The 23749-nt window shown below is 43.1% G+C and carries 19 protein-coding genes, 3 pseudogenes, 1 riboswitch and 1 other annotated feature; of the genes and pseudogenes, 9 read left to right on the top strand and 13 right to left on the bottom strand.

Annotated elements, in window-relative coordinates:
- Position 1: 1 nt before the first annotated feature.
- Positions 2-222, bottom strand: a binding site (T-box leader).
- 188 nt (positions 223-410) lie between these two features.
- Positions 411-980: a tRNA 5-(aminomethyl)-2-thiouridylate-methyltransferase MnmM gene (locus Len3610_RS09195; RefSeq protein ID WP_176447687.1), complete on the top strand. Its 570-nt coding sequence runs from the start codon at positions 411-413 to the stop codon at positions 978-980.
- A gap of 16 nt (positions 981-996) precedes the next feature.
- Here Len3610_RS09195 and Len3610_RS09200 read toward each other — a convergent pair whose 3' ends face one another.
- A complete protein-coding gene (locus tag Len3610_RS09200; protein WP_303700306.1) occupies positions 997-2067 on the bottom strand; it encodes a tetraprenyl-beta-curcumene synthase family protein in 1071 nt (356 codons plus the stop codon).
- An 82-nt stretch (positions 2068-2149) separates the two neighbouring features.
- On the opposite strand from Len3610_RS09200, the gene Len3610_RS09205 reads away from it, so the two are divergent.
- Entirely contained in the window at positions 2150-2662 is a 513-nt protein-coding gene (locus Len3610_RS09205) for a gamma carbonic anhydrase (RefSeq protein WP_176447688.1), read from the top strand.
- 141 nt (positions 2663-2803) lie between these two features.
- On the opposite strand, the gene asnB is transcribed toward Len3610_RS09205, so the two are convergent.
- Both asnB and metK read right to left on the bottom strand, forming a co-directional pair.
- Positions 2804-4714 carry an asparagine synthase (glutamine-hydrolyzing) gene (gene asnB / locus Len3610_RS09210; RefSeq protein WP_176447689.1) on the bottom strand — a complete coding sequence of 637 codons (1911 nt, stop codon included), beginning with the start codon at positions 4712-4714 and terminating at the stop codon, positions 2804-2806.
- A 184-nt stretch (positions 4715-4898) separates the two neighbouring features.
- Positions 4899-6104 (bottom strand): methionine adenosyltransferase, encoded by a 1206-nt coding sequence (gene metK / locus Len3610_RS09215; RefSeq protein ID WP_176447690.1) that lies wholly within the window; start codon positions 6102-6104, stop codon positions 4899-4901.
- 207 nt (positions 6105-6311) lie between these two features.
- Positions 6312-6419, bottom strand: a riboswitch (SAM riboswitch).
- 202 nt (positions 6420-6621) lie between these two features.
- On the opposite strand from metK, the pseudogene pckA reads away from it, so the two are divergent.
- Positions 6622-8187, top strand: a pseudogene (pckA, locus tag Len3610_RS09220) (phosphoenolpyruvate carboxykinase (ATP)).
- 248 nt (positions 8188-8435) lie between these two features.
- Here the strand turns inward: pckA and Len3610_RS20850 are convergent.
- Positions 8436-8561 (bottom strand): hypothetical protein, encoded by a 126-nt coding sequence (locus Len3610_RS20850; RefSeq protein ID WP_255259853.1) that lies wholly within the window; start codon positions 8559-8561, stop codon positions 8436-8438.
- An 818-nt stretch (positions 8562-9379) separates the two neighbouring features.
- Between Len3610_RS20850 and Len3610_RS09225 the strand changes: the two are divergent.
- The 3 genes and pseudogenes from Len3610_RS09225 to Len3610_RS09235 all read left to right on the top strand — a co-directional run bounded on the left by Len3610_RS09225 (position 9380) and on the right by Len3610_RS09235 (position 11983).
- Positions 9380-10365: pseudogene (locus Len3610_RS09225) on the top strand (ABC transporter substrate-binding protein).
- A gap of 12 nt (positions 10366-10377) precedes the next feature.
- Positions 10378-11187, top strand: a complete 810-nt coding sequence (locus Len3610_RS09230) for an ABC transporter ATP-binding protein (protein ID WP_176447691.1) — start codon at positions 10378-10380, stop codon at positions 11185-11187.
- Entirely contained in the window at positions 11177-11983 is an 807-nt protein-coding gene (locus Len3610_RS09235) for an ABC transporter permease (RefSeq protein ID WP_176447692.1), read from the top strand. Before Len3610_RS09230 ends, Len3610_RS09235 begins: the two co-directional genes overlap by 11 nt.
- Positions 11984-12136: 153 nt before the next feature.
- Here Len3610_RS09235 and ytkD read toward each other — a convergent pair whose 3' ends face one another.
- The 9 genes and pseudogenes from ytkD to Len3610_RS09280 form a co-directional block, all read right to left on the bottom strand.
- The gene (gene ytkD / locus Len3610_RS09240; protein ID WP_176447693.1) at positions 12137-12604 is read right to left on the bottom strand and encodes an RNA deprotection pyrophosphohydrolase; all 468 of its coding nucleotides are present in this window, start codon (positions 12602-12604) and stop codon (positions 12137-12139) included.
- A 24-nt stretch (positions 12605-12628) separates the two neighbouring features.
- Complete coding sequence (locus tag Len3610_RS09245; protein WP_176447694.1) at positions 12629-13102, bottom strand: hypothetical protein; 474 nt, start codon at positions 13100-13102, stop codon at positions 12629-12631.
- A 256-nt stretch (positions 13103-13358) separates the two neighbouring features.
- On the bottom strand, positions 13359-13676 hold the full coding sequence (locus Len3610_RS09250) for a hydrolase (RefSeq protein WP_176447695.1): 318 nt from the start codon (positions 13674-13676) through the stop codon (positions 13359-13361).
- A gap of 327 nt (positions 13677-14003) precedes the next feature.
- Complete coding sequence (locus Len3610_RS09255; protein WP_176447696.1) at positions 14004-14831, bottom strand: ABC transporter ATP-binding protein; 828 nt, start codon at positions 14829-14831, stop codon at positions 14004-14006.
- 211 nt (positions 14832-15042) lie between these two features.
- Positions 15043-16477: pseudogene (locus Len3610_RS09260) on the bottom strand (o-succinylbenzoate--CoA ligase).
- Between the two features lie 457 nt (positions 16478-16934).
- Positions 16935-17753, bottom strand: coding sequence for a 1,4-dihydroxy-2-naphthoyl-CoA synthase (gene menB, locus Len3610_RS09265; RefSeq protein WP_176447697.1), 819 nt, complete (start codon positions 17751-17753; stop codon positions 16935-16937).
- A 33-nt stretch (positions 17754-17786) separates the two neighbouring features.
- On the bottom strand, positions 17787-18590 hold the full coding sequence (menH, locus tag Len3610_RS09270) for a 2-succinyl-6-hydroxy-2,4-cyclohexadiene-1-carboxylate synthase (RefSeq protein WP_255259854.1): 804 nt from the start codon (positions 18588-18590) through the stop codon (positions 17787-17789).
- 14 nt (positions 18591-18604) lie between these two features.
- Entirely contained in the window at positions 18605-20335 is a 1731-nt protein-coding gene (gene menD / locus Len3610_RS09275) for a 2-succinyl-5-enolpyruvyl-6-hydroxy-3-cyclohexene-1-carboxylic-acid synthase (RefSeq protein ID WP_176447698.1), read from the bottom strand.
- Positions 20332-21723, bottom strand: a complete 1392-nt coding sequence (locus tag Len3610_RS09280; protein ID WP_176447699.1) for an isochorismate synthase — start codon at positions 21721-21723, stop codon at positions 20332-20334. The genes menD and Len3610_RS09280 overlap by 4 nt, the downstream gene beginning before the upstream one ends.
- A 176-nt stretch (positions 21724-21899) precedes the next feature.
- On the opposite strand from Len3610_RS09280, the gene Len3610_RS09285 reads away from it, so the two are divergent.
- From Len3610_RS09285 to Len3610_RS09295, 3 genes are all read left to right on the top strand, one after another.
- Positions 21900-22829, top strand: coding sequence for a 1,4-dihydroxy-2-naphthoate polyprenyltransferase (locus Len3610_RS09285; RefSeq protein ID WP_176447700.1), 930 nt, complete (start codon positions 21900-21902; stop codon positions 22827-22829).
- Positions 22830-22908: 79 nt separating this feature from the next.
- A complete protein-coding gene (locus Len3610_RS09290) occupies positions 22909-23292 on the top strand; it encodes a hotdog fold thioesterase (protein ID WP_176447701.1) in 384 nt (127 codons plus the stop codon).
- A gap of 15 nt (positions 23293-23307) precedes the next feature.
- Positions 23308-23652, top strand: a complete 345-nt coding sequence (locus Len3610_RS09295; protein ID WP_176447702.1) for a TraR/DksA C4-type zinc finger protein — start codon at positions 23308-23310, stop codon at positions 23650-23652.
- The last annotated feature ends 97 nt before the right edge of the window (positions 23653-23749 follow it).

Raw genomic sequence — 23749 nt, forward strand, 5'->3', positions numbered from 1 at the left:
CAAAAGGGACGAGAAGCTTATCTCCCGCGGTACCACCCAACTTAACGCACTGCAAATGATGCGTTCACTTGATCCTTAACGCGGATATTACGGCAAAGGCTACTGACGTTCATCTTTGCGACTTAAAGGTGAGTTCAAAAACGCCTCAGGGGCAGTTTCCACCGGCCACTGCCTCGCTTTGCCTGAGAGAAGTTAATTACTAATCCTTTTCATTGTCGTTCCTTATCATAAAGTTCGAAAAAACCCGATATATGTATTTCGAATTCTATCCAACACGAATGGCTTTGTCAAGGTATGACAGTTCCCGTTCTTTCCAACAACAGTCTTTCATGCTAAAATACAACCAGTCAGCGGATTTATTCCCGTTCAGGTATAAATGAAGTGAGCAGCAAAAGGAGCACGGAACAACTATGACTAAAGGAATTATCAACTACTCTCATTATTTAATGGAAGAAGTCGTGAATAAAGGCGATACGGTTATTGATGCCACATGCGGAAACGGTCATGATACCCTTTTCCTGAGCCGGCACGTTGGAGAAAATGGGCATGTTTTCGCTTTTGACATCCAGAATCAGGCGATTACCAACACCAAAGCCCGCCTTGCGCAAAACGGCTTAACCAATGCAACGATTATCAAAGACAGCCACAGTAATTTCATCCATCATATGCCGGTTGACAAACTGACCCGGTTGGGCGGGGCAATTTTTAACCTTGGTTATCTTCCGGGAAGTGACAAATCAGTCGTTACCCAAAGCGAGACGACTATATTGGCTATTGAGGGCATTTTGTCACATATAAAGCAAAACGGTATCGTTGTTCTCGTCGTGTATCACGGACATGAAGGCGGAGATCAGGAAAGGGAGCAGCTGATGCGTTATGCCCGGCTATTGAATCAAGAGCTGTACCACGTCCTGTACTACGGTTTTATCAATCAGAAAAATGACCCGCCGTTTATTCTGGCCATCCAAAAAAGAAATTAACACATTGGACCCGGGATCAGGCCCGGGTTTTTTTCATTCGGTGATAAAACTTTGTATTCCAGTGGAAAAAACGTGCTTTATACCCGCTGATACGCAATAAATCATCAGTCATTTCCATCCCGCCATCAAGCTTCTTTACTTTCGGATCTCCCAAATAAAGACCGACAAGCCCGTGATGAACCATCTCATGAAAGCGGCGGTCCGGGAGTTGCTGCACATATGAATCAGCTTGTTCGATAAAATACATGATACGTTTTTCCATAAGCGCCTGATTGTCATAATAGCGGCAGAAATTCAAATCCCCCTCGATCCTGTCTTCTTCCTGATCAATATAATAATCAAGCAAAATATGTAAGCCCTGCATGAATGGAAAATAACTTTCAATAACATTATCCGCCAATTCCGGTGTCATTTTTCCGCCTAATGCATACGAAACGAGACAAAATATTCCCAGTGTCGATCCGGCAGCCGCAGAAAATTCATGCCAATACAGTGATGAATCATTTGTCTTTTCCTCAAACCAGTTAACCAGCCTCGGGACCCGTTCATCCACTTTCACATGTTTATGGACTTGCAAATCACTATATAGCTGTTCCAGGTTCAGCAGATGGCCTTGGATGGTGTCAAATTCATCCAAACGTCGCATTGTTTTCTGGCATGTTCGCACCAGATCGGCTAAATATTCCCCGTCCGTCTTTTCACGGCGTAATGCATAGTAATCCCTAATCGTATTCCCAGTGCTTAAAGCATCATTCATCGATTGATGCAACAGGCGAAAATCATTCGGATCCAATGAGGTACTCCGGTCACACAGATTGTCCAAATAATCACTGATGGTCTGGTATGCCACGATAAACCTGATCGCTTCCCGCCATCGATAGCCGGCCAGCAAAGCATAAACAGCACCGCCCAAGCAGTGGAATCGCTTTGATTCGATACTCGCCAGTGCCTGCTCGCGTAATTCTTCGTTAGGGATTTCAAAGGCCCGCCTCTCCCAAAAATTAAGCTCTGCATTAACTGCGGGAAAAATTTTGCGGTAGACGGCTGCCATTAGTGTAAAAGGTGTTTTCGGTATACTGTATGCCAACACCCATTCCTCCGATCGTTCGATACAAACTTGAAAAATTTGCTATACTATTAATATCACCATATTTCAGGGGAGGATTCAAATGATTCAGCCATATAAAAATAAACAACCGGACATCCACCAATCTGTTTATATCGCACACGATGCAGATGTCATTGGTGATGTGACAATTGATGAACAATCAAGTATATGGTTTAAGACCGTCATTCGCGGGGATGTCGCACCGACCAGAATCGGAAAAGGTGTCAGTATTCAGGATTTATCCATGGTCCATCAGAGTCCGAATTTGCCGGTAACCATTGAAGATTATGTGACAGTCGGTCATCAGGTGACACTTCATGCCTGTACCATTCGTGAGTATGCCCTGGTTGGTATGGGGTCAATTATTTTGGATGGAGCGGAAATTGGCGAACATGCCTTTATCGGCGCCGGAAGCCTTGTCCCGCCCGGCAAAAAAATCCCCCCGCATACGCTTGCACTGGGAAGACCCGCTAAAGTCGTCAGGGATTTGACAGAAGAAGATTATCAGGAGATGGCACGTGTTTATCAGTCATATATTGAGAAGGGGCAGTATTATAGAAGGAATTTTTCTTGAATGGGATCTCGCCCCAACACGGTGACGGTTGTTTGCAAAGGCTCCGATTGATGAGTTCAAATCTGCGTGGGAGCAAATAGGAAAACAGGCGATAACGGTTTATTAAGCCGTATCGCCTGTTTTTTAGTCAATGAATGCTTTTTATCCTGCTTTTGTAATGGATTCCACCGTAACATCAGGCTTCGCTAACTCGTGGATATCGAATTTCTTTTCAACAAAAATCTGATGCCATAGCATAAACATGAGTACAGTCCATACTTTACGGCTGTAGTCACCTCTTCCCTGACAGTGAGCATCAAGCAAGTCAAGGATATAGGATTTATGCAGCAGATGGTCTGTCTGACTTTCGTGAATCAGCTGTTTTGCCCAATCGTTCAGTTCGTTCTTCAGCCAGTGACGGATTGGTACCGGAAAACCGAGCTTTTTCCGGTCAAGGACATGATCAGGTATAATGCCACGGGAAGCTTCACGTAAAATACTTTTTGTCGTCCCATTGGCAATTTTCATATCAACTGGTATTTCACTTGCGACCCGAAATACTTCCTTGTCCAAAAATGGTACACGCAGCTCGACCGAGTTTGCCATTGTTGTTCTGTCGGCTTTTAATAAGATATCCCCGCGCATCCATGTATGAATATCAACGTACTGCATCTGATTAACTAACGGGTATTCACTGACATTGTCAAACAGTTTTCCGGTTATTTGCTGATATGTCAGGTCACGTTGCCAGTTTTTAAGGATCGCCTTTTTTTCCGCATCCTCAAACATTTTGGCATTCCCGATATACCGCTCGCGCAATGGGGTTGTCCCACGTTCCAGAAAACTTTTGCCGCGGACACCCTCCGGCATAACATCTGCCACTCTGCCCAAAAGATTTTTGGCAGATGCCGGAATGGATTCGAATATTTTCAGTGACTCCGGTTCACGATAAATATTATATCCGCCGAACAGCTCATCAGAACCTTCCCCGGATAACACGACCGCGACATGTTTCCGTGCTTCACGTGCAACAAAATAAAGTGGTACACAGGCCGGATCTGCCAGCGGATCATCCATATGCCACATAATTTTCGGAAGTTTTTCCACATACTCCTGAGGTGAAACAACATACGATATATTTTCTACCTCCAGTTTATCAGCCGTTTCTTTGGCAACTTCAACTTCCGAATAGCCTTCCCGCTCAAACCCGACCGAGAACGTCTTGATATTTGGGTTAAGCTCTTTAGCCAATGCTACGATAAGGGTCGAATCAATACCGCCGGATAAAAATGAACCAACCGGTACATCACTGCGCATATGCATTTTTACCGAGTCATACATAACATCCTGAATACGTTTGATCCAATCCTGCTTATCCATCAGTCTCGGGCTGAACGTTGCATGCCAGTACCGATAAAACGTTATTTTTTCTGCAGGTTTTTTCACAAAATAGTGTCCTGGTTCGACCTTTTGAATTCCTGTTGTCATCGTCATTGGTTCCGGGACGAACTGAAAACTTAAATAATGCTGAAGGGCTTCGTTACTGACGTCTTCATTCTCCATCATTAATGTGATACTTTTTTTCTCGGACGCTAGTACTATTCCTTCTACTGTTTCATGGTAGAACAGGGGCTTAATACCGAACGGATCACGTGCACCATACAGTGTTTCCTGCTCTTTATCCCAAATAAGGATTGAAAACATGCCACGCAAATATTGAAATGCCTTTTCTCTGTATTTGGCAAATAGCGCTGCAATGACTTCAGTGTCAGATTCGGTTGCAAATGCATAACCTTCATCAAGTAAACCCTTGCGCAATTCCACATAATTATAGATTTCGCCATTAAAGATAACCCGGATTTTATCGTCATTATAACTTAACGGCTGTGCACCGCTTTCAAGATCAATGATACTTAACCGCCTGAATCCGAACGAAACATAATCATCATGGTAATATCCTTCATCATCAGGCCCTCTATGAAACATCTTATTGTATTGTTTTTTGAAATTGTTTTGCTGCTGGTCATTCGGTGTCATGGGATTATTTCGCAGCATACCGATAAAACCGCACATAATTTTCCCCCTTTTAATCGTGGTGCATTTTACGCACGACTTAATAATTATACCATATTAAAAAAAGAAAATAGAGGGCAGGTATTGTTATTTTTTTAAATTCATCACTTATAATACATACGCCCTTTACCAATCTTATAAAAAAAGATGCGGTTTCCCGCACCTTTTCCCTGTTTCCAGGACCTTACGATTCACTTTTCACCAGCGCCTGTATTTCTTCCACCTTATCGGTTTTTTCCCACGGGAATATCGTATCTGTTCGGCCGAAATGACCATAGGCAGCGGTATTTTTATAGATTGGTTTTTTCAAATCGAGCATCCGGATAATGCCTGCCGGACGAAGATCAAACACTTTTCGAATTGCATCAACAAGCACTTCTTCACTCACAACGCCTGTTCCAAACGTATTAATGGAGATTGATACAGGTTCGGCAACGCCAATGGCATAAGCCAGCTGTACCTCACACGTTTTGGCTAAGTCGGCTGCCACAATATTTTTGGCAACATAGCGTGCTGCATATGCTGCCGAGCGGTCAACTTTTGTATAATCCTTCCCGCTGAATGCACCGCCGCCGTGACGGGCATAGCCGCCATATGTGTCAACAATGACTTTTCTCCCAGTCAGGCCGGCATCGCCTTGTGGGCCGCCAATCACGAATCGGCCTGTCGGGTTAATGATATATTTAGTCGTTTCATCCAACAGATTCGCGGGCACGACGGGGCGAATAACGTGCTCAATCATGTCCTTCTCAATTTGATCGATTGAAATATCCTGGTGATGCTGCGTTGAGATAACGATTGTATCGGCTTTGACCGGTACGTCATGCTCATCATATTCTATCGTCACCTGTGTTTTTCCATCAGGACGTAAATAGTCCAGGGTATTTTCATTTCTCACGTCTGCCAGCCGCTTTGCCAATTTATGCGCAAGTGAAATCGGCAGCGGCATCAATTCCTCTGTTTCATTGCACGCAAAACCAAACATCAGCCCCTGATCTCCTGCGCCAATGGAAGCAATTTCTTCGTCACTCGTTTTACCCTGACGTTCCTCCAATGCCGTATCAACTCCGCCGGCAATATCAGGAGACTGCTCATCGATTGCCGTCAGCACTGCACACGTTTCCGCATCAAACCCGTATTTTGCCCGGGTATAGCCAATATCTTTAATCGTCTGCCGAACAATCGCCGGGATATCAGCGTATGTCGTTGTTGTAATTTCCCCCGATACCAGTACCAATCCGGTTGTAACGGTTGTCTCGCAAGCAACACGAGCATTTGGATCACTAGCTAAAATTTCATCCAATATCGCATCTGAAATCTGGTCACAAATCTTATCCGGGTGTCCTTCCGTAACCGATTCAGATGTGAACAAACGCTTGTTTACAGCCATGATGGCCATGTCCTCCCTTATATATATGGTACGGAACTCTATCTTTTTCAGTATTTTGCTATAATTTTTATGACTATAAGGCTTAATCACTCATTTCACCAGAACATTCCAAAAGTCGATCCAGCAATAATTTTGCAGTGATTGAACATCCTAATAAAAACAAAAAAACCTTCCCTGCACGCTGAGGAAAGGTAGTGAGGCCTTTCGCTCTTATTGTTCAAGGATCTATCCTTGCATCAGATTAGCACCTTTTCACAATACGTGATGGTTGCCGGGCTTCATCGGGTCTGTCCCTCCACCAACTCTGAATAAGAGAGTTTCCGTTCGCACTTTATCGTAACGAATTCACTGTGGGATGTCAACTTTTACACAGGAGGAATAACATCACCGCAAGATTTTCATATAATTAATTATAAAAATAGTATGGACTAATTTTATCAATGTGTTATACTAATATGCAGAATCAGGTTATCAGATCGTTTTTCTGACTGAATCCATTAAAAGGTAGGTAATGAAAATGAAAACAGAAGAAGATGCACTTTTAACGCAAGATTTGCTTACCCATCATAATATACAGGCTAATCTGGCTGTGCCATTATTAGTTGAAAGAATCTTATCACACAATGAAGGTGTTCTGACAGCTACCGGGTCAGTAGCTGCAACGACAGGCGAATACACCGGCCGTTCCCCGAAAGATAAATTTATTGTTCGTGATGATGTCTGTGAACAATTCATTAATTGGGGTGACGTGAATCGTCCTATCGATGAGGCTTCATTTGACAAATTGCTGAAAAAAGTGACGGCTTACCTGCATGAGAAAGATGAGTTATTCCATTTCAGGGGATTTGCAGGGGCCGACCCAAACCACCGACTGCCGATTGACGTCATCAACGAATATGCCTGGCACAATTTATTTGCCCGTCAATTATTTATAACCCCGACAGACGAAGAGTTAAAGCATCATCAATCTGAATTCACGGTTATATCTGCTCCGACATTCAAAGCGGATCCTGAAGTTGACGGGACAAATTCCGAAACATTCATTCTCATCTCATTTAAAAAACGGATCATTTTAATTGGCGGAACAGAATATGCGGGCGAAATTAAGAAATCCATCTTTTCAGTCATGAACTACCTTTTGCCGCAAAATGATATTCTGTCCATGCATTGTTCCGCAAACATCGGTCAGGAAGGTGATGTTGCTTTATTTTTCGGACTTTCCGGAACGGGTAAAACAACGCTATCCGCAGACCCATACCGCCGCCTGATCGGTGATGACGAACATGGATGGAGTCCGAATGGTATCTTTAATATTGAAGGCGGTTGTTATGCCAAATGTATTAATCTCTCCAAGGAGAAAGAACCGCAAATTTACAACGCCATCCGTTTTGGCTCCGTACTGGAGAATGTCATCCTTGGTGAGTCGTCACGTGAACCGGATTACGATGACACATCTTTAACTGAAAATACACGAGCAGCCTATCCGCTTGAGAATATCAACAATATTGTGTCACCAAGTGTAGCCGGTCATCCTAACGCTATCATATTTCTGACAGCTGATGCATCTGGTACATTGCCGCCAATCAGCAAGCTTACAAAAGAACAGGCCATGTATCATTTCCTGAGCGGTTATACGAGTAAGCTCGCCGGTACTGAACGCGGCGTAACCCAGCCGCAAGCTACATTTTCAGCTTGTTTCGGATCACCTTCCTTCCATTGTTCCGTCGAAATATGCTCAATTCAATTCAAACGTATTTTTGATTAATACCGGATGGACCGGCGGATCATATGGTGTCGGGAAAACCGTATAAAGCTTTCCTATACCCGAGCGATGGTCCATGCAGCACTTGAAGGTGAGCTAAATAATATCGAAACGGTAACGGACAATATCTTTGGTTTGGAAATCCCTGTTCACGTAGCAGGCGTTCCGGATGACGTTTTGGTACCGGAAAACACATGGACTGATAAGGAAGCCTATAAAGCGGAAGCACAAGCACTTGCCATGAAATTTCATGACAACTTCAGCCAATTCACCGAAGCGAGTGAAGAGATTCATAATGCAGGCCCCGCGTACAAAGGTTAATTTTAAAGTATTTCATTCGTTTGTTTCCTCATCCCAAAAGGATTTAACATATGAAGGAAAATATATACAGCTACATGCTGACAGCCGGTCTCATTCATTGAGGCCGGTTTTTTATAAAGTTAAGAATTCAGGGTGATGTTTTAAATACAGAAATCGATTGTCTCACCGATTTCCTCTAATCTGACCTCCGACATCTGAAAAGACGCGTCAGCGTTTTTTCGAATTATGGACTATTTTAAAGCTGATTTTTATTTAAAATCGCCAGTAACTCCCACTTCAACAGTCTCTCGTGCTTTTCTTGTCTGTTTTCGTTTCATTCCAACCGTGATAACCTCTCTCTCGTGTTTTCCTTGCTTGATTTCGCTTCTTTCCAAACGTGACAGCTCCTCTCTCGTCCTTTTCTTACTCGATTTCATTTCCTTCCGAACGAGATAGCCTCTCTCTCGTGTTTTCCTTGCTTGATTTCACTTCTTTCCAAACGTGACAGCTCCTCTCCCGTGCTTTTCTTGCTCGATTTCATTTCCTTCCGAACGAGATAGCCTCTCTCTCGTGTTTTCCTTGCTTGATTTCGCTTCTTTCCAAACGTGACAGCTCCTCTCTCGTCCTTTTCTTACTCGATTTCATTTCCTTCCGAACGAGATAGCCTCTCTCTCGTGTTTCCCTTGCTTGATTTCATTACATTCCGAACGTGACAGCTTCTCTCCCGTGCTTTTCTTGCTCGATTTCATCTCCTTCCGAACGAGATAGCCTCTCTCTCGTGTTTTCCTTGCTTGATTTCACTTCTTTCCAAACGTGACAGCTCCTCTCTCGTCCTTTTCTTGCTCGATTTCATCTCCTTACGAACGAGATAGCCTCTCTCTCGTGTTTCCCTTGCTTGATTTCATTACATTCCGAACGTGACAGCTTCTCTCCCGTACTTTTCTAACCTGATTTCGTTCCGTTCCATCGTTACACTGAATTTTTCCACGCTCATTTCTAACATCTAACATCTTTCACTAGGCATTCACACATTTTTTAAGGTCGCATATTATGACGACATAAAGTGAAACTTCCATCACGGGCGCCTTGCACCAGTAATGGAAAAACCTAACGAATCAGGGTATTACCGAACGTTACCCCCACCACTTATCTTAAAGTGGGGGTCTACGGACGGTTAAACCGGGATAACTATGATGAGAAAGGAACGAATACTATGCTAAAACACCTCGGTATTGCTTTATCATGCTTTCTTTTTCTTATTTTTACAGTGGGTTGCAGTTCCAGCAATGATGATAAAACCACCATTCAATTGGCTGAAGTGACACGTTCTGTCTTTTATGCCCCACAATACGTCGCAATTTTTTTGAGAGGAAGGATAGATATTTGAGCTGCAAACGACATGGGGCGGCGAACACGACTATGACGGCACTGTTGTCTGATGGAGCTGACGTTGCCTTGGTTGGATCAGAGACATCCATCTACGTACATGCTCAGGATTCAAAGGATAAAGCCATCAACTTTGCTCAATTAACCCAAACGGATGGCACTTTTCTGGTTGCTAAAGAACCAAAACCAGATTTTACATGGGAAGATATCAAGGGCACCACCTTTCTTGGACAGCGTGTAGGAGGAATGCCGCAAATGGTCGGTGAGTATGTGCTGAAAAAACATGACATTGATCCGCATACCGACTTAAATCTCCTGCAGAATGTTGATTTTGCCAACATCCCCGGAGCTTTTTCCTCCGGTGATTCGGAATATGTTCAATTATTTGAACCAACTGCCAGTACGTTTGAAAAAGAAGGCAATGGCCATGTGATTGCTTCATTTGGTGACGAGTCCGGCTCAGTTCCCTATACAACATTTATGACAAAAGAAAGCTTTCTAAACGGGAATGAAGATACCATTAAACGTTTCACAAAAGCAATATATAAGGCACAGCAATGGGTTCAGGAACATAGCGCTGAAGAAATTGCAGAAGTGATCCAGCCTTATTTTGAAGATACAGAAAAGGAAATGCTCGCATCTTCCATTGACCGTTACAAAAGCCAGAATTCATTCGCCGCAGAACCGGTACTTGATAAAGAGGGATGGAATAATCTTAAAGATATTATGGATGAAGCGGGAGAACTGCCGGGAGATGCTCCATACGAAGAGCTTGTCAACACAACGATTGCTGAGGAAGTAATTGGAAACTAAGGAGGCTGTCAAATGTCATTTCTCACCTTAGATCACTTATCACATCATTATTTTTCCAAAAAAAATTATACAAAAGCACTCGACGACATTTCATTTTCTGTCAAAGATGGTGAGTTTGTTGCACTGCTTGGGCCAAGCGGCTGCGGAAAATCAACAATCCTTTCGATTATAGCGGGAATTATTGAACACACAGCCGGAGAGGTTTATGTTGGTGAGCAGCCATTGCGCAAGTCTGAATTGGATATTGGCTATATGCTTCAGCAGGATTATTTGTTTCCATGGAAAAGCATTATTGATAATGTGTTAATCGGTCCAAAAATCGGTCGTGACCAATCCAGCGAAACAAAAAAAAGAGCAGTTGATTTACTTGAACAGGTCGGTTTAGCCAATATTACGGATAGTTATCCCGACTCCCTTTCCGGCGGGATGCGCCAGCGTGTTGCGCTTGTACGAACATTAATCACAAATCCCAAAATTTTATTATTGGATGAACCATTCTCTGCCCTTGATTATCAAACTAAGTTAAAGCTGGAAGACCTGGTTTGGGACCTTCTGCAAAAATATAATAAAACATCCGTACTGGTAACGCATGATATTGGTGAAGCCATTGCCATGAGCGATCGCATTATTTTGATGGATGCCAATCCCGGGTCCATCGCCAAAACGTTTGAAGTGCCGCTGGAATTAAGGAATGAAAAACCATTTTCAGCACGGCGTCATCCAAAATATCAAATTCTATTTGATAAAGTTTGGGAAGCATTAAACCAAAACGAGGCAGGCTCACAGCAGACGAAGGTGGTGGATTCCTCAAATGACACATGATAACGATCAGCATTTGCATGAAAAGTATAAAAAAACCCTCAAACGTGAAAAGCGCTTTGTTTTTTCATGGCAAATCATTATTTTGATTTCTTTTTTTGGACTCTGGGAATTAGCCAGCAGAATGTATTGGATAGATCCACTAATATTCAGTTCACCATCTGAAGTATACACTGTCCTCGTGGAAAATTTTTCGGATGGATCCATGCTTGCACATACCCAGGTAACATTGTTTGAGACAGTTTTGGGATTTCTGATTGGAACAATTCTTGGCATCATCATGGCCACCATCTTATGGTCGTCTGAGCGATTCTCCAAAATTATGGACCCCTATTTAGTCATCATGAATGCCATGCCTAAAGTTGCTCTGGGACCGATTATTATTGTAGCCATGGGACCGGGCTACCTCTCCATTATTACAATGGGGGCCATTATATCAGTAGTGATTACGACATTAGTTGTCTATTCCGCATTCAGGGAAGTTGATCCAAACTATGTGAAAGTATTGAAAAGTTTCAAAGCAACACGCGGTCAAATTTTTAAAGAAGCAATTTTCCCGGCTACCATTCCGGCGATGATTTCAACATTAAAAGTCAACGTGGGACTCTCTTGGGTAGGTGTCGTAGTCGGAGAATTTCTAGTTTCCAATGAGGGGTTGGGCTATTTAATCGTTTACGGTTTCCAAGTATTTGATTTTTCACTCGTTATGTCAAGCTTAATCCTGATTGCCATATTTGCAGCACTCATGTACAAAATTGTTGAACGTATTGAAGTCTTTTTGATTAGGCATACAAGATAGCCGCAAAAGCTGAAATGCTCTTTCTTCCCTTAAAATGGGAATCGGCTCTTAGCCCCGATTCCCATTCCATCCCTTTTAATGACGTTTTCAATACGGATATCGGCTAACTCGCCGATTTCTTCCAATCCGACCTCATGTATCTGAAAAGACGCGTCAGCGTTTTTTCCTAATATAGGCCATACAATGCTTCAACACATCATCTTTCATAATAAAACTATATTGCTTGTTGCGCTTTACATTTTTAGGAATATGTGACAGTTCAATAGGGCCTTCAGTCTCGTAATATGTCTTCTGTACAGCTAAGTCCTTTATTTCTGCAAAATAGACATTTTTGATAATGGTTCCACCTTTACCGGCAACCGTATACTGGCCCAAATAGCGAATTTTTTCGATTGATCCGCCGGTTTCTTCTTTCACTTCCCGAATAGCCGCTTCTCTGGCCGATTCATTTTCCTCGACCTTGCCACCCGGAAATTCCAGCCCCCGCTCTTTATGTCTGGTCAGAAGCCATTTATTTTTATACGTGCAAATGACCCAGACATGTTTTGGATTTCGTGAAAAAGGATGATCATCAAAGGATAATGTTACCTTATTATGATAATAATCTGTAAATCGGTACATGATTTCAACTGCTTTCAGGTTCTTTTATTCATGAATGATATTTGTTATATACCACTGATTTTCCTGCCATGTGAATTCCAATTTAATGGTATATGTTCCATACAAAGCTGTTGTATTTTCCTGTACAACTTTCATTGTTTTGTTATCTTTTTGTATCATATCATAGCCGTTACTTTCTTGAAACCATGGTGGTGTCTCGGTTGGTTTAATATACAGGCCGTCAGATTCTTCTCGGAAATAAAAATCTACATAGCCAGATGCAACTTCTTTTGTTGTTATTTTTGTAAATTCATTTAATAAGCCGGCTTTCGTATCAAACTGTACGACTTTGTTCGTTTCATCTGTTTCCTGTAGAATTGTGTCCATAAATTGATCTGTTAATGATACAATCTGATCATGAGACAATTCCTCCTGAAAGCCTTTTCTTTCCGCTGCCCCACTTTTTGCATTAATCGCTTGTGACTTCTGATGATTATCAGCTTGAGGAACAGCTGACACTGTTTGGGTCTGGTGCCGATTGGATTATTAAGGGTATGGATATAATGGCTACAATACTCATAATAAAGCTTACATACCTGATTGGTTTCTTACCTGGCATGTTGCATCCCCTCTCATTTTAATATATAAGCTTACTTATGGTATATTATTCCTCTTTTTTTCCACAGGTTAAACTTAAAATTGTGGCCATACCCAGTTCAGCATTTATGTGAAAAACGGGAATAAGATATTTAGTCTTATTCCTTATTTTGCCTATTCACAGATGATCGTCACGTAATATACCAATATCATCAATATGCTGTTTGGTTTCCTTGTTACCGAGATCATGAATCATTTGAAATGCCTCTGTTATGCCGGCATCATAATCATCATTTGGTTTATCATTATGGTATGGCCTAATCGGGATATGGGCACGCCAAAAAGCGTCTCTATCCGCATTGTCCATCCCATCCAACCTTTGTCGTAAAAGACGAACTTCATCATCGGTTGCATATATAATAAACCCCTCGTTATTATCATATTTAATTTGCGAAATTTCCTGACTGCCCAAATTAATATAATATTTCTTTTTCACTTAGATCACCTCTTGTTATTAATTTGCCTTAAAATAGGAGTTCTTATGAATGAAACAGGCAAAAACAAGAGCATGAAAACTCTGGAGTGCTCACAGAGGTGCTGTCCGGGCTGCCGCTTTTGTGCCTGGAAAGTTTTTGCGTTCGCTCAAACTGTCGCAAAATCCGCTCATGTTTACTGAAATCGGCTTATGTTGTCACAAAATCAGTCTTAAATTCACAATTTCCCGGCTCAAACTGTCACAATTAACGCACCAGGCATGTTTTAAATTCACTGATTAAAAAAATCCCATCAGGTTGTCAAAACCAGTGGGATTGCTACATCAGATTCAATTGGCTGCCGATTGCTGAAGGCCTGCTTTTTCAGCCTTTACACAACGGCCTCTTCCGTGCGGGATACACATTGGTGTTCCAAACATCGGATCAAACGTTACATCACATTTCATTTGAAAGACTTCATGGACCAGATTGCATGTTACAATTTCTTCTGGTCTGCCTTGTGCAAAAACATCTTTATCCTTAAGAGCAACGATATGATGAGCGTACCTGCAGGCAAGATTTAAATCGTGTAATACCATAACAACCGTGCGCCCGTCTTTTTCGTTCAGTTCAAACAAAAGATCAAGAACATCAATCTGGTGGGTCATATCCAGATATGTTGTTGGTTCATCCAGCAAAATCGTATCTGTTTCCTGTGCCAGTGTCATGGCAATCCATGCCCGCTGCCTTTGACCTCCCGAAAGCGAATCAACCGGACGATCCTTAAATTCCAGCATGTTTGTGGCTTCGAGGGCATTATGAACAGCCGTCTCATCTTCTTGCGACCACTGTTTCAAAAAGCCGCGGTAGGGATGTCTTCCTTGTTTAACCAGTTCCATAACGTTCAGACCATCAGGCGTTCCCGGGCTTTGCGGCAATATGGACAGTTTCTTGGCTACTTCTTTCGTGCCCATCCTGGCAATATCTTCACCATCAAGCACAACATCGCCGCCTTTTGGTTTTAACAAACGGGCCAATGAGCGGAGCAACGTAGACTTCCCACAGCCATTACTGCCGATGAATACTGTAATTTCGCCTTGGGGTATTGTATCCAAATCATCAATTATTATGTCGTCACCATAACCAAGCGTTAAGTCTTTCGCTGATAACGTTTGCATCGGAATCTCTCCCTATGTCCTGCATTATCTTTAGGCAAACGGCACATATATATGTCATTAATATGTACCATAATTTTTTAAACTTTATACCTACAGTTTATTTCGTTTTTAGCTATAAGTCAATGACTTTGATAATCATTATCATTGACTATTTTGTAACAAAGGTTGGAAATGACTCTGCTGCAGTCAGTTATGCAAGCCCTTTATTTCATTATTTTAAATACTGCAGCAGTTTATTCCTTACTAACTTATTCGATGCATTTCGCGGCAGCTCGTCTATAAAATAAATTTCCTTTGGTATTTTATATTCGGCCAGATTTTGACGGGCAACATTCAAAATATCTTCTGCGGAAACAAAAGTATCACGGGTAACCACAAAAGCAACAGGAACCTGCCCCCACTTATCATCTGCCTTGCCAACAACACCAGCTTCATGAATGCTGTCCATCGCTGACAGTACACTTTCAATTTCAGTCGGATAAATATTCTCACCGCCTGAAATGATCAGATCTTTACGCCGGTCAACGACATATAAAAAACCTTCCTTATCTGTATAGCCCAAATCGCCAGTGGCCAGCCAGCCATCAGTAATGGATTTTTCAGTTGCCGCCTCGTTATTTTTAATAGCCATTGGTTACCATGGGGCCTTTAACCAAAATTTCGCCTACTTCACCGTCCGCAGCATTAATATTTAACTGGGCCGGGAATAAGGGTTTCCCGGATGAGCCAAGTTTTTCAAGTGCATCGTCCGGACTGAGCGTCACAATTTGGGATGATGTTTCGGTCATGCCATATGATTGAAAAACGGGAACATCTCGCATCTTCGCTTGTTCAAGCAATGATTTAGGTGCAGGGCCCCCACCAAGCAGCATACACCGGAACGTATTTGGATAGGTGCCGTCACCTAACAAGTCAATCAGATCTCTTACCATCATGGTAACAACCGAGGCAACCGTAACGCCTTTTGTCATAATCGCGTCATGAACGTGCTGCTTATGATAACGTTCCATTAAATAAATCGGAATGCCATAAATGACGCTTCGCATCAAAATCGATAAACCGCTGACGTGAAAAATCGGCAGCACGGTCAGCCATTTATCCCGGCTTTCGAGACCAAGATTCAGCACCGACCCAATCGCACTCCACCAATGATTACCGTATGTGTGAACAACACCTTTCGGAAAACCGGTTGTACCTGAGGTGTAAATGATGGTGAAGGGTTCATCCAAATCGATTTCCGTATTGAGATCGCCTCTTTGTTCGGGAAGCTCCCAAACGTCTGAAAATGTCCGGACTGCTGTATCAAGATTCCGGTCCTGCTGCTGAACCAATACTGTTTCAACACCGGCATCATGAATCTGATAATCCAATTCGTTTTCCGTTAATCGCGTATTCAGCATAACGGCTACTGCACCCAGATAGGTTAACGCATGAATCGCGATGACCATATCAATATGATTGTCGGATAGAATACCAACCTTTGATCCTTTCCTGATTCCCAGAGTTCTCAGCTTCCGGGCGATTGATTGGCTTTTTTCTTTCATTTCCCTAAACGTATACGTTGTTCCATCCATAAGTTCGATGGCTGTCTGCTCAGGTGCAAGATCAGCCTGTTTTGTCAGCCAATGTGGGATGATTTCTGCCATATCGACTACCTGCTTTCATGATTAAAATGATAGGATAATGTTTTGAGACGCTCAATATTTCCAAGCGACGTTTTAACCGCCTTTCAGGATGAACTGGTTCACTGATAAAAGTCTCTGTAACCTTTCGGCCGCTTTTGACCTCCGTTTGGGTACTGAGAAGGCCTCTCGGTGACCTTTTGATCGCTTTTGACCTCCGTTTAGTCAGCGAGAAGACCTCTCGGTGACCTTTGGGCCGCTTTCGACCTCCGTTTGGGCATTGAGAAGACCTCTCGGCGACCTTTCAGCTTTCTCTAAGCTTGATTCCGGACTGAGAAGACGCATCCCTGATCTTTTAACTATTGACTCTCTGATCAAGGTTGTTCTCAAGCTGCTCAGTGCTAATAATGCAGCTGGCACATTAAACAAAACGCATTTGAAAAACCTTTGCTGTCAAACAGCAAAGGTTTTTCAGCATTTATCACGGAAAACGCGGGAATTGTTTAAAGTCCGGTTTCCGCTTTTCTTTAAACGCATCGCGTCCTTCTTTTGCCTCATCAGTCGTATAATAAAGCAATGTTGCATCTCCGCCCATTTGCTGCAAGCCGGCAAGCCCATCTGTATCAGCGTTAAATGATGCTTTCAGGAAACGCAGCGCAGTCGGTGATTTTTCCAGCATTTCCTCACACCATTGCAACGTTTCTTCCTCAAGTTTTTCCAGCGGCACAACTGTATTGACCAGGCCCATTTCATAAGCTTCCTCAGCATTATACTGCCGGCACAAATACCAAATTTCCCGGGCACGTTTATGGCCAACCATCCGAGCCAGCATACCGGCACCATATCCGGCGTCAAAGCTTCCTACTTTCGGTCCGGTCTGGCCAAAGATGGCATTATCAGCAGCAATTGTCAGATCACAGACAACATGCAGAACATGCCCACCGCCAATCGCATAACCGGACACCATTGCGACAACCGGTTTTGGAATGGTACGGATGAGACGCTGCAGATCAAGTACGTTCAAACGTGGTACATGGTCATCACCAACATATCCGCCATGGCCGCGTACAGATTGATCACCGCCGGAACAGAATGCCTTGTCCCCTGCGCCAGCCAAAATAATCACACCAATTGATGAATCATCCCGCGCATCCGCAAAGGCATCAATCATTTCATTAACTGTCAGCGGCGTAAACGCATTACGCTTTTCCGGACGGTTCATTGTCACTTTGGCAATACCGTCATACTTTTCATAAATAATTTCCTCATATTGCTTAACTTGCTCCCATTGGACTGTCATGATATTCCTCCTTAATCACAATATGTACTGCATTTACTGATTGGCATGCAGAAACCTATTTACTATTTTACCAAAAATCGACGGCTGTTCCACATGAATTGCATGACCGGAATGATTGATTATCCTGTGTTCAGCTGTCGGGATCAGTCTTTCCATCGCTCTGTTAATATCAATAAATTTATGGTCAAGTTCGCCGGTAAGCAGCAAGACAGGCATATTCAACTGCTGCAAATGCTCCCACCAGGAGGCCTGTGCTCCTGTTCCCATAAATCTTAATGACTGAGCGAGCCCTGCCACTGAATGCGACAAGCGTTCAGCACGTAAGGTTTCCCGGGAAGCTGCAGGTAATTGCTTTTGAGACTGAAAGAGCGGGATGTTTTCCCAGTAATCGACAAATGCTCTTAGCCCGTCTGTTTCGATACGTTGTGCCAGTTTTTCATCGTGCTGACGGCGGCTTTGCTGTTGACCCTCATCAGCCAACCCCGGTGAGGCGCTTTCCAATGTAAGTGTTTTCACCCGTTCAGGATAAATAAAAGCAAATGACAGTGCTGTGCGCCCACCCATAGAATAACCGATCAGATTGACTTTTTCCAATTGCAAATAATCCAGCAACCCAGCCAGATCCCTGCAAAAGGCCTCCATCGTTTTGGGAGAATCAGAACTCGTTTGGCCGTGACCAGGCAAATCAATCCCCATCGTCCGGAACTCATGCAGCCAGTCAGTAATGATCGGCTTCCATGTTCCGGCCGTCCCTGTGAATCCATGCAGCATTACAACCGGCTCACCATTTCCATTTATCTCGTACCAGTACGCTGTATCATTAATCGTCAAATACACATCATCATTCCTTATTATTCAAGAATCGACTTCTCGATAGCCTGCCATTTATCCCGATGCCATTCCATATTTGCCGTCCGCTCCGTTTTGACTTCAATCACAGATAATCCATCGTGGTGATAACTTTCTGCCAATGCTGTCCTCAACCCTGATATATCGTTCGGCTGCTGGTACATGCCGCCATACATATTAACCGCCTGCTGGAAATCAATATCCAATGGCGTACCGAATAAAGCCTCAAAGTGATCTGCATTCACTTGCGGCAGAAAGGAAAATATACCGCCTCCATTATTATTGACAACCATAATCGTTATGTTCAACCCGTAATGTTTAGCCGCAAGCAGACCGTTCATGTCATGGAAAAAGGATAAATCACCCAGCAGCAGTGTGACCGGGTTCCCTGCAGCTGATGCCCCCAATCCGCTGGAGACCATTCCGTCAATGCCATTGGCACCGCGATTTGCCAGAACATCAATTGACTTGGCTGTGTTCATAAAAAATGTATCCACATCACGGACAGCCATACTATTACCGACATAGATACTGCTTTCATCCGGAATCACATCCAGCAGACAGCGTACGGCTTCCCCTTCAGTGAGTGCATTCGTGTCATCAGATGCCAGTAAAATACGTTTTGCCTTCTGATTTATCGTTTGCCAGGTTTCCAGCCAGTTCCTATCAAACGTTTGAGAAACAGGTGCGTTTGTCAAATCACGGCACAACTGTGTAGAATCAGCATAGATCCATTCTGTTTGATTACCGGCGGGTTCCCTGTAACCGGATGTATTTTCCACCACAAATTGCGGTATGCCCTGATGTACCTTCACATAAAAAAGATACGCTTTTGAGACCGGCATGGCTCCAAAACGAATGATGAAGTCAGGCTTCAATTGCTTCCGAACTGCATCACTTCTCAAGATAGCATCATAGCTCTCAATAACCAGATCCTTATGATGTTGTCCAGCCCTCACCTGTGATAATGGATCAGCAAGAATGGGCAGCTGCCATTTCGCGGCAAAATCTGCTACAGCTGCAGCAAATTCTTTGTCAATTTGCGGGCCGCAGACAACCAACCCTTTTTGGAAAGACTGCAAGGTGCTGCTTAGCTTCTCAAGCTGCTCCTGAGTCAATCGCCTTTTCCCATCAACTGAAGTATAAAAAGGCTTGTCATTCCGTTTTCCCCACAAATTTTCCAATGAAACATCGGGCATTAATGGTTCACGAAACGGAAAATTCAAATGGACGGGCCCAGGATTGCCGGTATTGGCTGTATGGATCGACCGTGATGCTTTATTCCGTGCATAAGCCAGCATGCTGTCATCAGCTTCAGGGAGTGCCATCTCATGAAACCATTTGGGATAATCACCGTATAGTTTTATCTGTCCGATCGATTGCGGCGCACCGACATCCCGCAGTTCATGTGGTCGGTCAGCAGTCAGGACAACAAGCGGCACTCGACTGTAATACGCTTCAACAATCGCCGGAAAGTAATTGGCAGCAGCGGTTCCCGATGTACAGATAATGGCTACTGCCTTCTGTTTTTCCTTGGCCATCCCCAATGCGAAAAAAGCTGCCGAACGCTCATCAATCACGATCCATTCTTTCAGGTCCGGATGTTCGGTTGCCAACATGGCTAATGGTGTCGAACGTGAGCCAGGTGATATGACAACATCTGTCAACCCGCTCGCGGCAAGCTCGTCCACAAAGTTAGCTGTAAACCGTGTCAATTTTTCAGTATGATTCATCGTTCAGCCTCCAGTACAGACAGCATTGGCAAAAATTTTATATTGGTTTCGTCGTATTCTGCCTCGGGATTTGAATCTTTCACAATCCCACAACCGGCAAACAGTGATGCTTGATCACCCTGAATCAGCCCTGACCGGATCGCTACAGCAAATTCACCGTTATGATTGCTGTCAAGCCAGCCAACAGGAGCCCCATACCAGCCTCTGTCAAGCTGTTCATGCTCACGAATAAATGCAAGCGATTCATCCCGGGGAACACCACCAAGTGCAGGTGTCGGATGAAGTTTTCCAATAATATCAAAAATACTGTACCCTTCGTTCAATGTTGCTGTTACCGGTGTATACAAATGCTGCAAATTTTTCAATGGGTAGATGACAGGCTTGTCCGGAACATGAACAGCACGGCAATAATGTTCCATTGATTGCCTGATCATCTGCACAACAAAATCATGTTCACTGCGATTTTTCTCATCGTTAAATAATGAGTGGCCGATCCTGTCATCTTCTGCTCTTGTTTTTCCGCGCGGGGCCGTACCTGCAAGACAAGTGGACAGCACTTCTTTCTTATCCTGTCTCACTAACCGCTCAGGGGACGCCCCGATGAAGCAGTCGCCATTACGTTCAAAGGCAAACACATAACTGTTCGGCTGCTGAGCAATCAACTTGTTCAAAACACTTGATGCGACAGCCTTATCTGTCAATTTCACGACTAATTCCCGTGCGAGAACAATTTTATCTGCATTATTATCCTTTATATAATCTGTTGCAAATTTCACTTTCTCTTTCCATTCATCAGGCTCAATTTCCTGATTTGCTTTGATATGCGCGCCTTCAGGAAGATATGTGGAATGATGCAACAGCATACTTTCCTTTTCATTTAGCTCATCCGCCAGCTCTGAGGCGTCATCATTTTTTCCGGCCTGTATGTTAATGGTTAGATAACATGTATCATCCCATTGTGTTAACATAAAATTCGGGACAGTAAACGAAAGGTGGCTGAAGTTTTTCCATAATGCTGACTTTCGTGTTGTTGGATCAAATGACATTCCGCCCATCGTAACTAACCCTGTCCCCGGCGTTTCATAAGGGTTATGAATCATTGCTTCATCAAGCAATTTTTGCCAGGATGTTTCTGCCTGTTCCAAACGATTCGATTCAGCTTTTAAATGAAACGCACTGCCAACACCGGCAATATGAAAATCCTCAGCAGTACTTGACCAAAACGTTCGATCCACGGCTAGTTTTTTGCCAGCTTCAAAGAAAAGGAGCGGATCTATTTTATGAATTTTTTTCGTTATACTCATTAATTGTGATGTTTGCTTTTCTTTTGCTTCATCAATAGCTTTATCAAGCATCGATTGAAGTGATGTTTCCTTTACCTCTATCATCTATATAAACCTCCGCAATATTCTACTATCACAAAGTACCATTTCTATTTTATTCTTTTTTGACATGTTCCTCAAGAAAAGCTATCTGAACATGGCCATTTTGTGACATTTTCCGATTGACACTATATAGGGAATTGCCTAAACTTGTAGTGACACGAATAAAGGAGAGAGGAAACGTGGAGTCCATAACATCACTAAAAGAAGAACTTAATGAGAAGAGTGGTTTCCAAATATGGTGGCGTCTACTGCGGCCACATACACTGACCGCCTCAGTCATTCCGGTTTTTGTTGGCACCATGTTTGCATTGACCACCCACCAAATAAATGTATTATTATTTTTGGCCATGCTTCTGGCTTCAATACTGATTCAATCTGCTACAAATATGTTCAATGAATACTATGATTTTGTACGGGGGCTGGATAATGAAAGATCAGTCGGAATCGGTGGCACAATTGTCAGGGATGGCATTTCCCCAAAAACAGTCTTGCGGATGGCCTTTGGATTTTTCGGCGTCGCCATAATGCTTGGCGTATATATTTGCATTGAGTCAAGCTGGTGGATTGCTGTTATCGGTTTAATATGTATGCTTTTTGGTTATTTGTATACCGGAGGCCCCTTTCCAATTGCTTACACACCATTTGGTGAACTGTTTTCGGGTTTCTTTATGGGAACTGTTATCATTGGCATCAGTTATTTCATTCAAACATCAACGTTAACAAGTTCGGTTGTTTGGTTATCAATCCCGATCGCCATTTTTATTGGAGGCATCATGATGTCCAATAATATCCGGGATTTGGATGGTGATAAAGAAAATGGCAGAAGAACAATTGCCATCCTGCTTGGCAGAAAAAATGCCGTCCGTTTTCTGGCGGTCATGTTCATCAGTGCCTATTTTTTAACAGCAGTCTACATTATTGCAGATGTTCTGCCAATATGGTCCGTTCTGGCATTCTTAAGTATGATTAAAGCTTACGATGTCATTAAGAAATTCCGCGGTAAAACAAAACCTTTGGAAATGATGCCGGCCATGGCTGCAACAGGCAAAACCAATACCATATACGGATTGCTGCTTGGCGTTTCCCTATTGGTCAGTAATTTTTTCTGATTTAAGTTCAAGCTTGAAAGGGAAGACGACAAGAACTCGGTAGTATTTTCAAAGATATTTTAAGGGAGTTGCTCATTGGATGGACGATCACAATACGTTAATGGATGCACTCGGGATTGAAACAGTGTCAGCCGAAAAAGATCAAGTGATTATGACCATGCCTGTTGATAAGCGAACACATCAGCCGGCAGGATTTTTACATGGTGGTGCCAATGTTGCCTTGGCCGAAACAGCCGCCAGTGTCGGAGCATTTTTGAATGTTGATCCTGAACGGTTCAATGTTTTCGGTCTTGAAATCAATGCAAACCATATTAAAAGTAAACGTGAAGGTACTGTAACCGCTAAGGCTGAACCATTGCACAAAGGCAAAACAACAATGGTCTGGCAAATAAGGATAACCGATGAGAATGATAACCTGCTATGTATATCACGCTGCACAATTGGCATTGTTCCTAAAAAGTAGAAAGGAGTAATCCCAATGCTGAGTACAGAAAAACAAAACGATTTCAAAGAACGGTTACTGAAAATGAGAAAAGACACGGAAGCGGCAATAGAATCCGGTGGAGAAACCAATCCTAATGAGGCGACTGGCGATGTAGCCGATTATGATAATCACCCGGCCGATATGGGAACCGAGCAATTTGAACAGCAAAGAGACGCCGGACTTAACATGGTTAGAGAAGAACGTCTCCAGGAAATTGATGCTGCTTTGGAGCGCATTGAAAACGGGACTTATGGATTGAGTGAAAAATCCGGAAAACCGATACCGGAAGAGCGCCTGGAAGCAGAACCAACTGCACGATATCGCGTTGATGAAGCATAGGGAAATGGCTATCTAAAGGGATAGCCATTTTTTGATGGCCTATTTCCGCTTCCGTCTTCTGTGGGGAGCAAAGTGTTTCACATTATGAACAGATATT

This window comes from Lentibacillus sp. CBA3610, assembly GCF_013373365.1.
GTDB lineage: Bacteria > Bacillota > Bacilli > Bacillales > Amphibacillaceae > Lentibacillus.

Coding starts and splice junctions, on each gene's coding strand:
- Len3610_RS09280 (WP_176447699.1), bottom strand. CDS start 21,723: ATGATAGAGGTAAAGGAAACATCACTTCAATCGATGCTTGATAAAGCT.
- asnB (WP_176447689.1), bottom strand. CDS start 4,714: ATGTGCGGTTTTATCGGTATGCTGCGAAATAATCCCATGACACCGAAT.
- menB (WP_176447697.1), bottom strand. CDS start 17,753: ATGACAGTCCAATGGGAGCAAGTTAAGCAATATGAGGAAATTATTTAT.
- Len3610_RS09205 (WP_176447688.1), top strand. CDS start 2,150: ATGATTCAGCCATATAAAAATAAACAACCGGACATCCACCAATCTGTT.
- Len3610_RS09230 (WP_176447691.1), top strand. CDS start 10,378: ATGTCATTTCTCACCTTAGATCACTTATCACATCATTATTTTTCCAAA.
- Len3610_RS09295 (WP_176447702.1), top strand. CDS start 23,308: ATGCTGAGTACAGAAAAACAAAACGATTTCAAAGAACGGTTACTGAAA.
- Len3610_RS09235 (WP_176447692.1), top strand. CDS start 11,177: ATGACACATGATAACGATCAGCATTTGCATGAAAAGTATAAAAAAACC.
- Len3610_RS09195 (WP_176447687.1), top strand. CDS start 411: ATGACTAAAGGAATTATCAACTACTCTCATTATTTAATGGAAGAAGTC.
- metK (WP_176447690.1), bottom strand. CDS start 6,104: ATGGCTGTAAACAAGCGTTTGTTCACATCTGAATCGGTTACGGAAGGA.
- ytkD (WP_176447693.1), bottom strand. CDS start 12,604: ATGTACCGATTTACAGATTATTATCATAATAAGGTAACATTATCCTTT.
- Len3610_RS09290 (WP_176447701.1), top strand. CDS start 22,909: ATGGACGATCACAATACGTTAATGGATGCACTCGGGATTGAAACAGTG.
- menD (WP_176447698.1), bottom strand. CDS start 20,335: ATGAATCATACTGAAAAATTGACACGGTTTACAGCTAACTTTGTGGAC.
- Len3610_RS09255 (WP_176447696.1), bottom strand. CDS start 14,831: ATGCAAACGTTATCAGCGAAAGACTTAACGCTTGGTTATGGTGACGAC.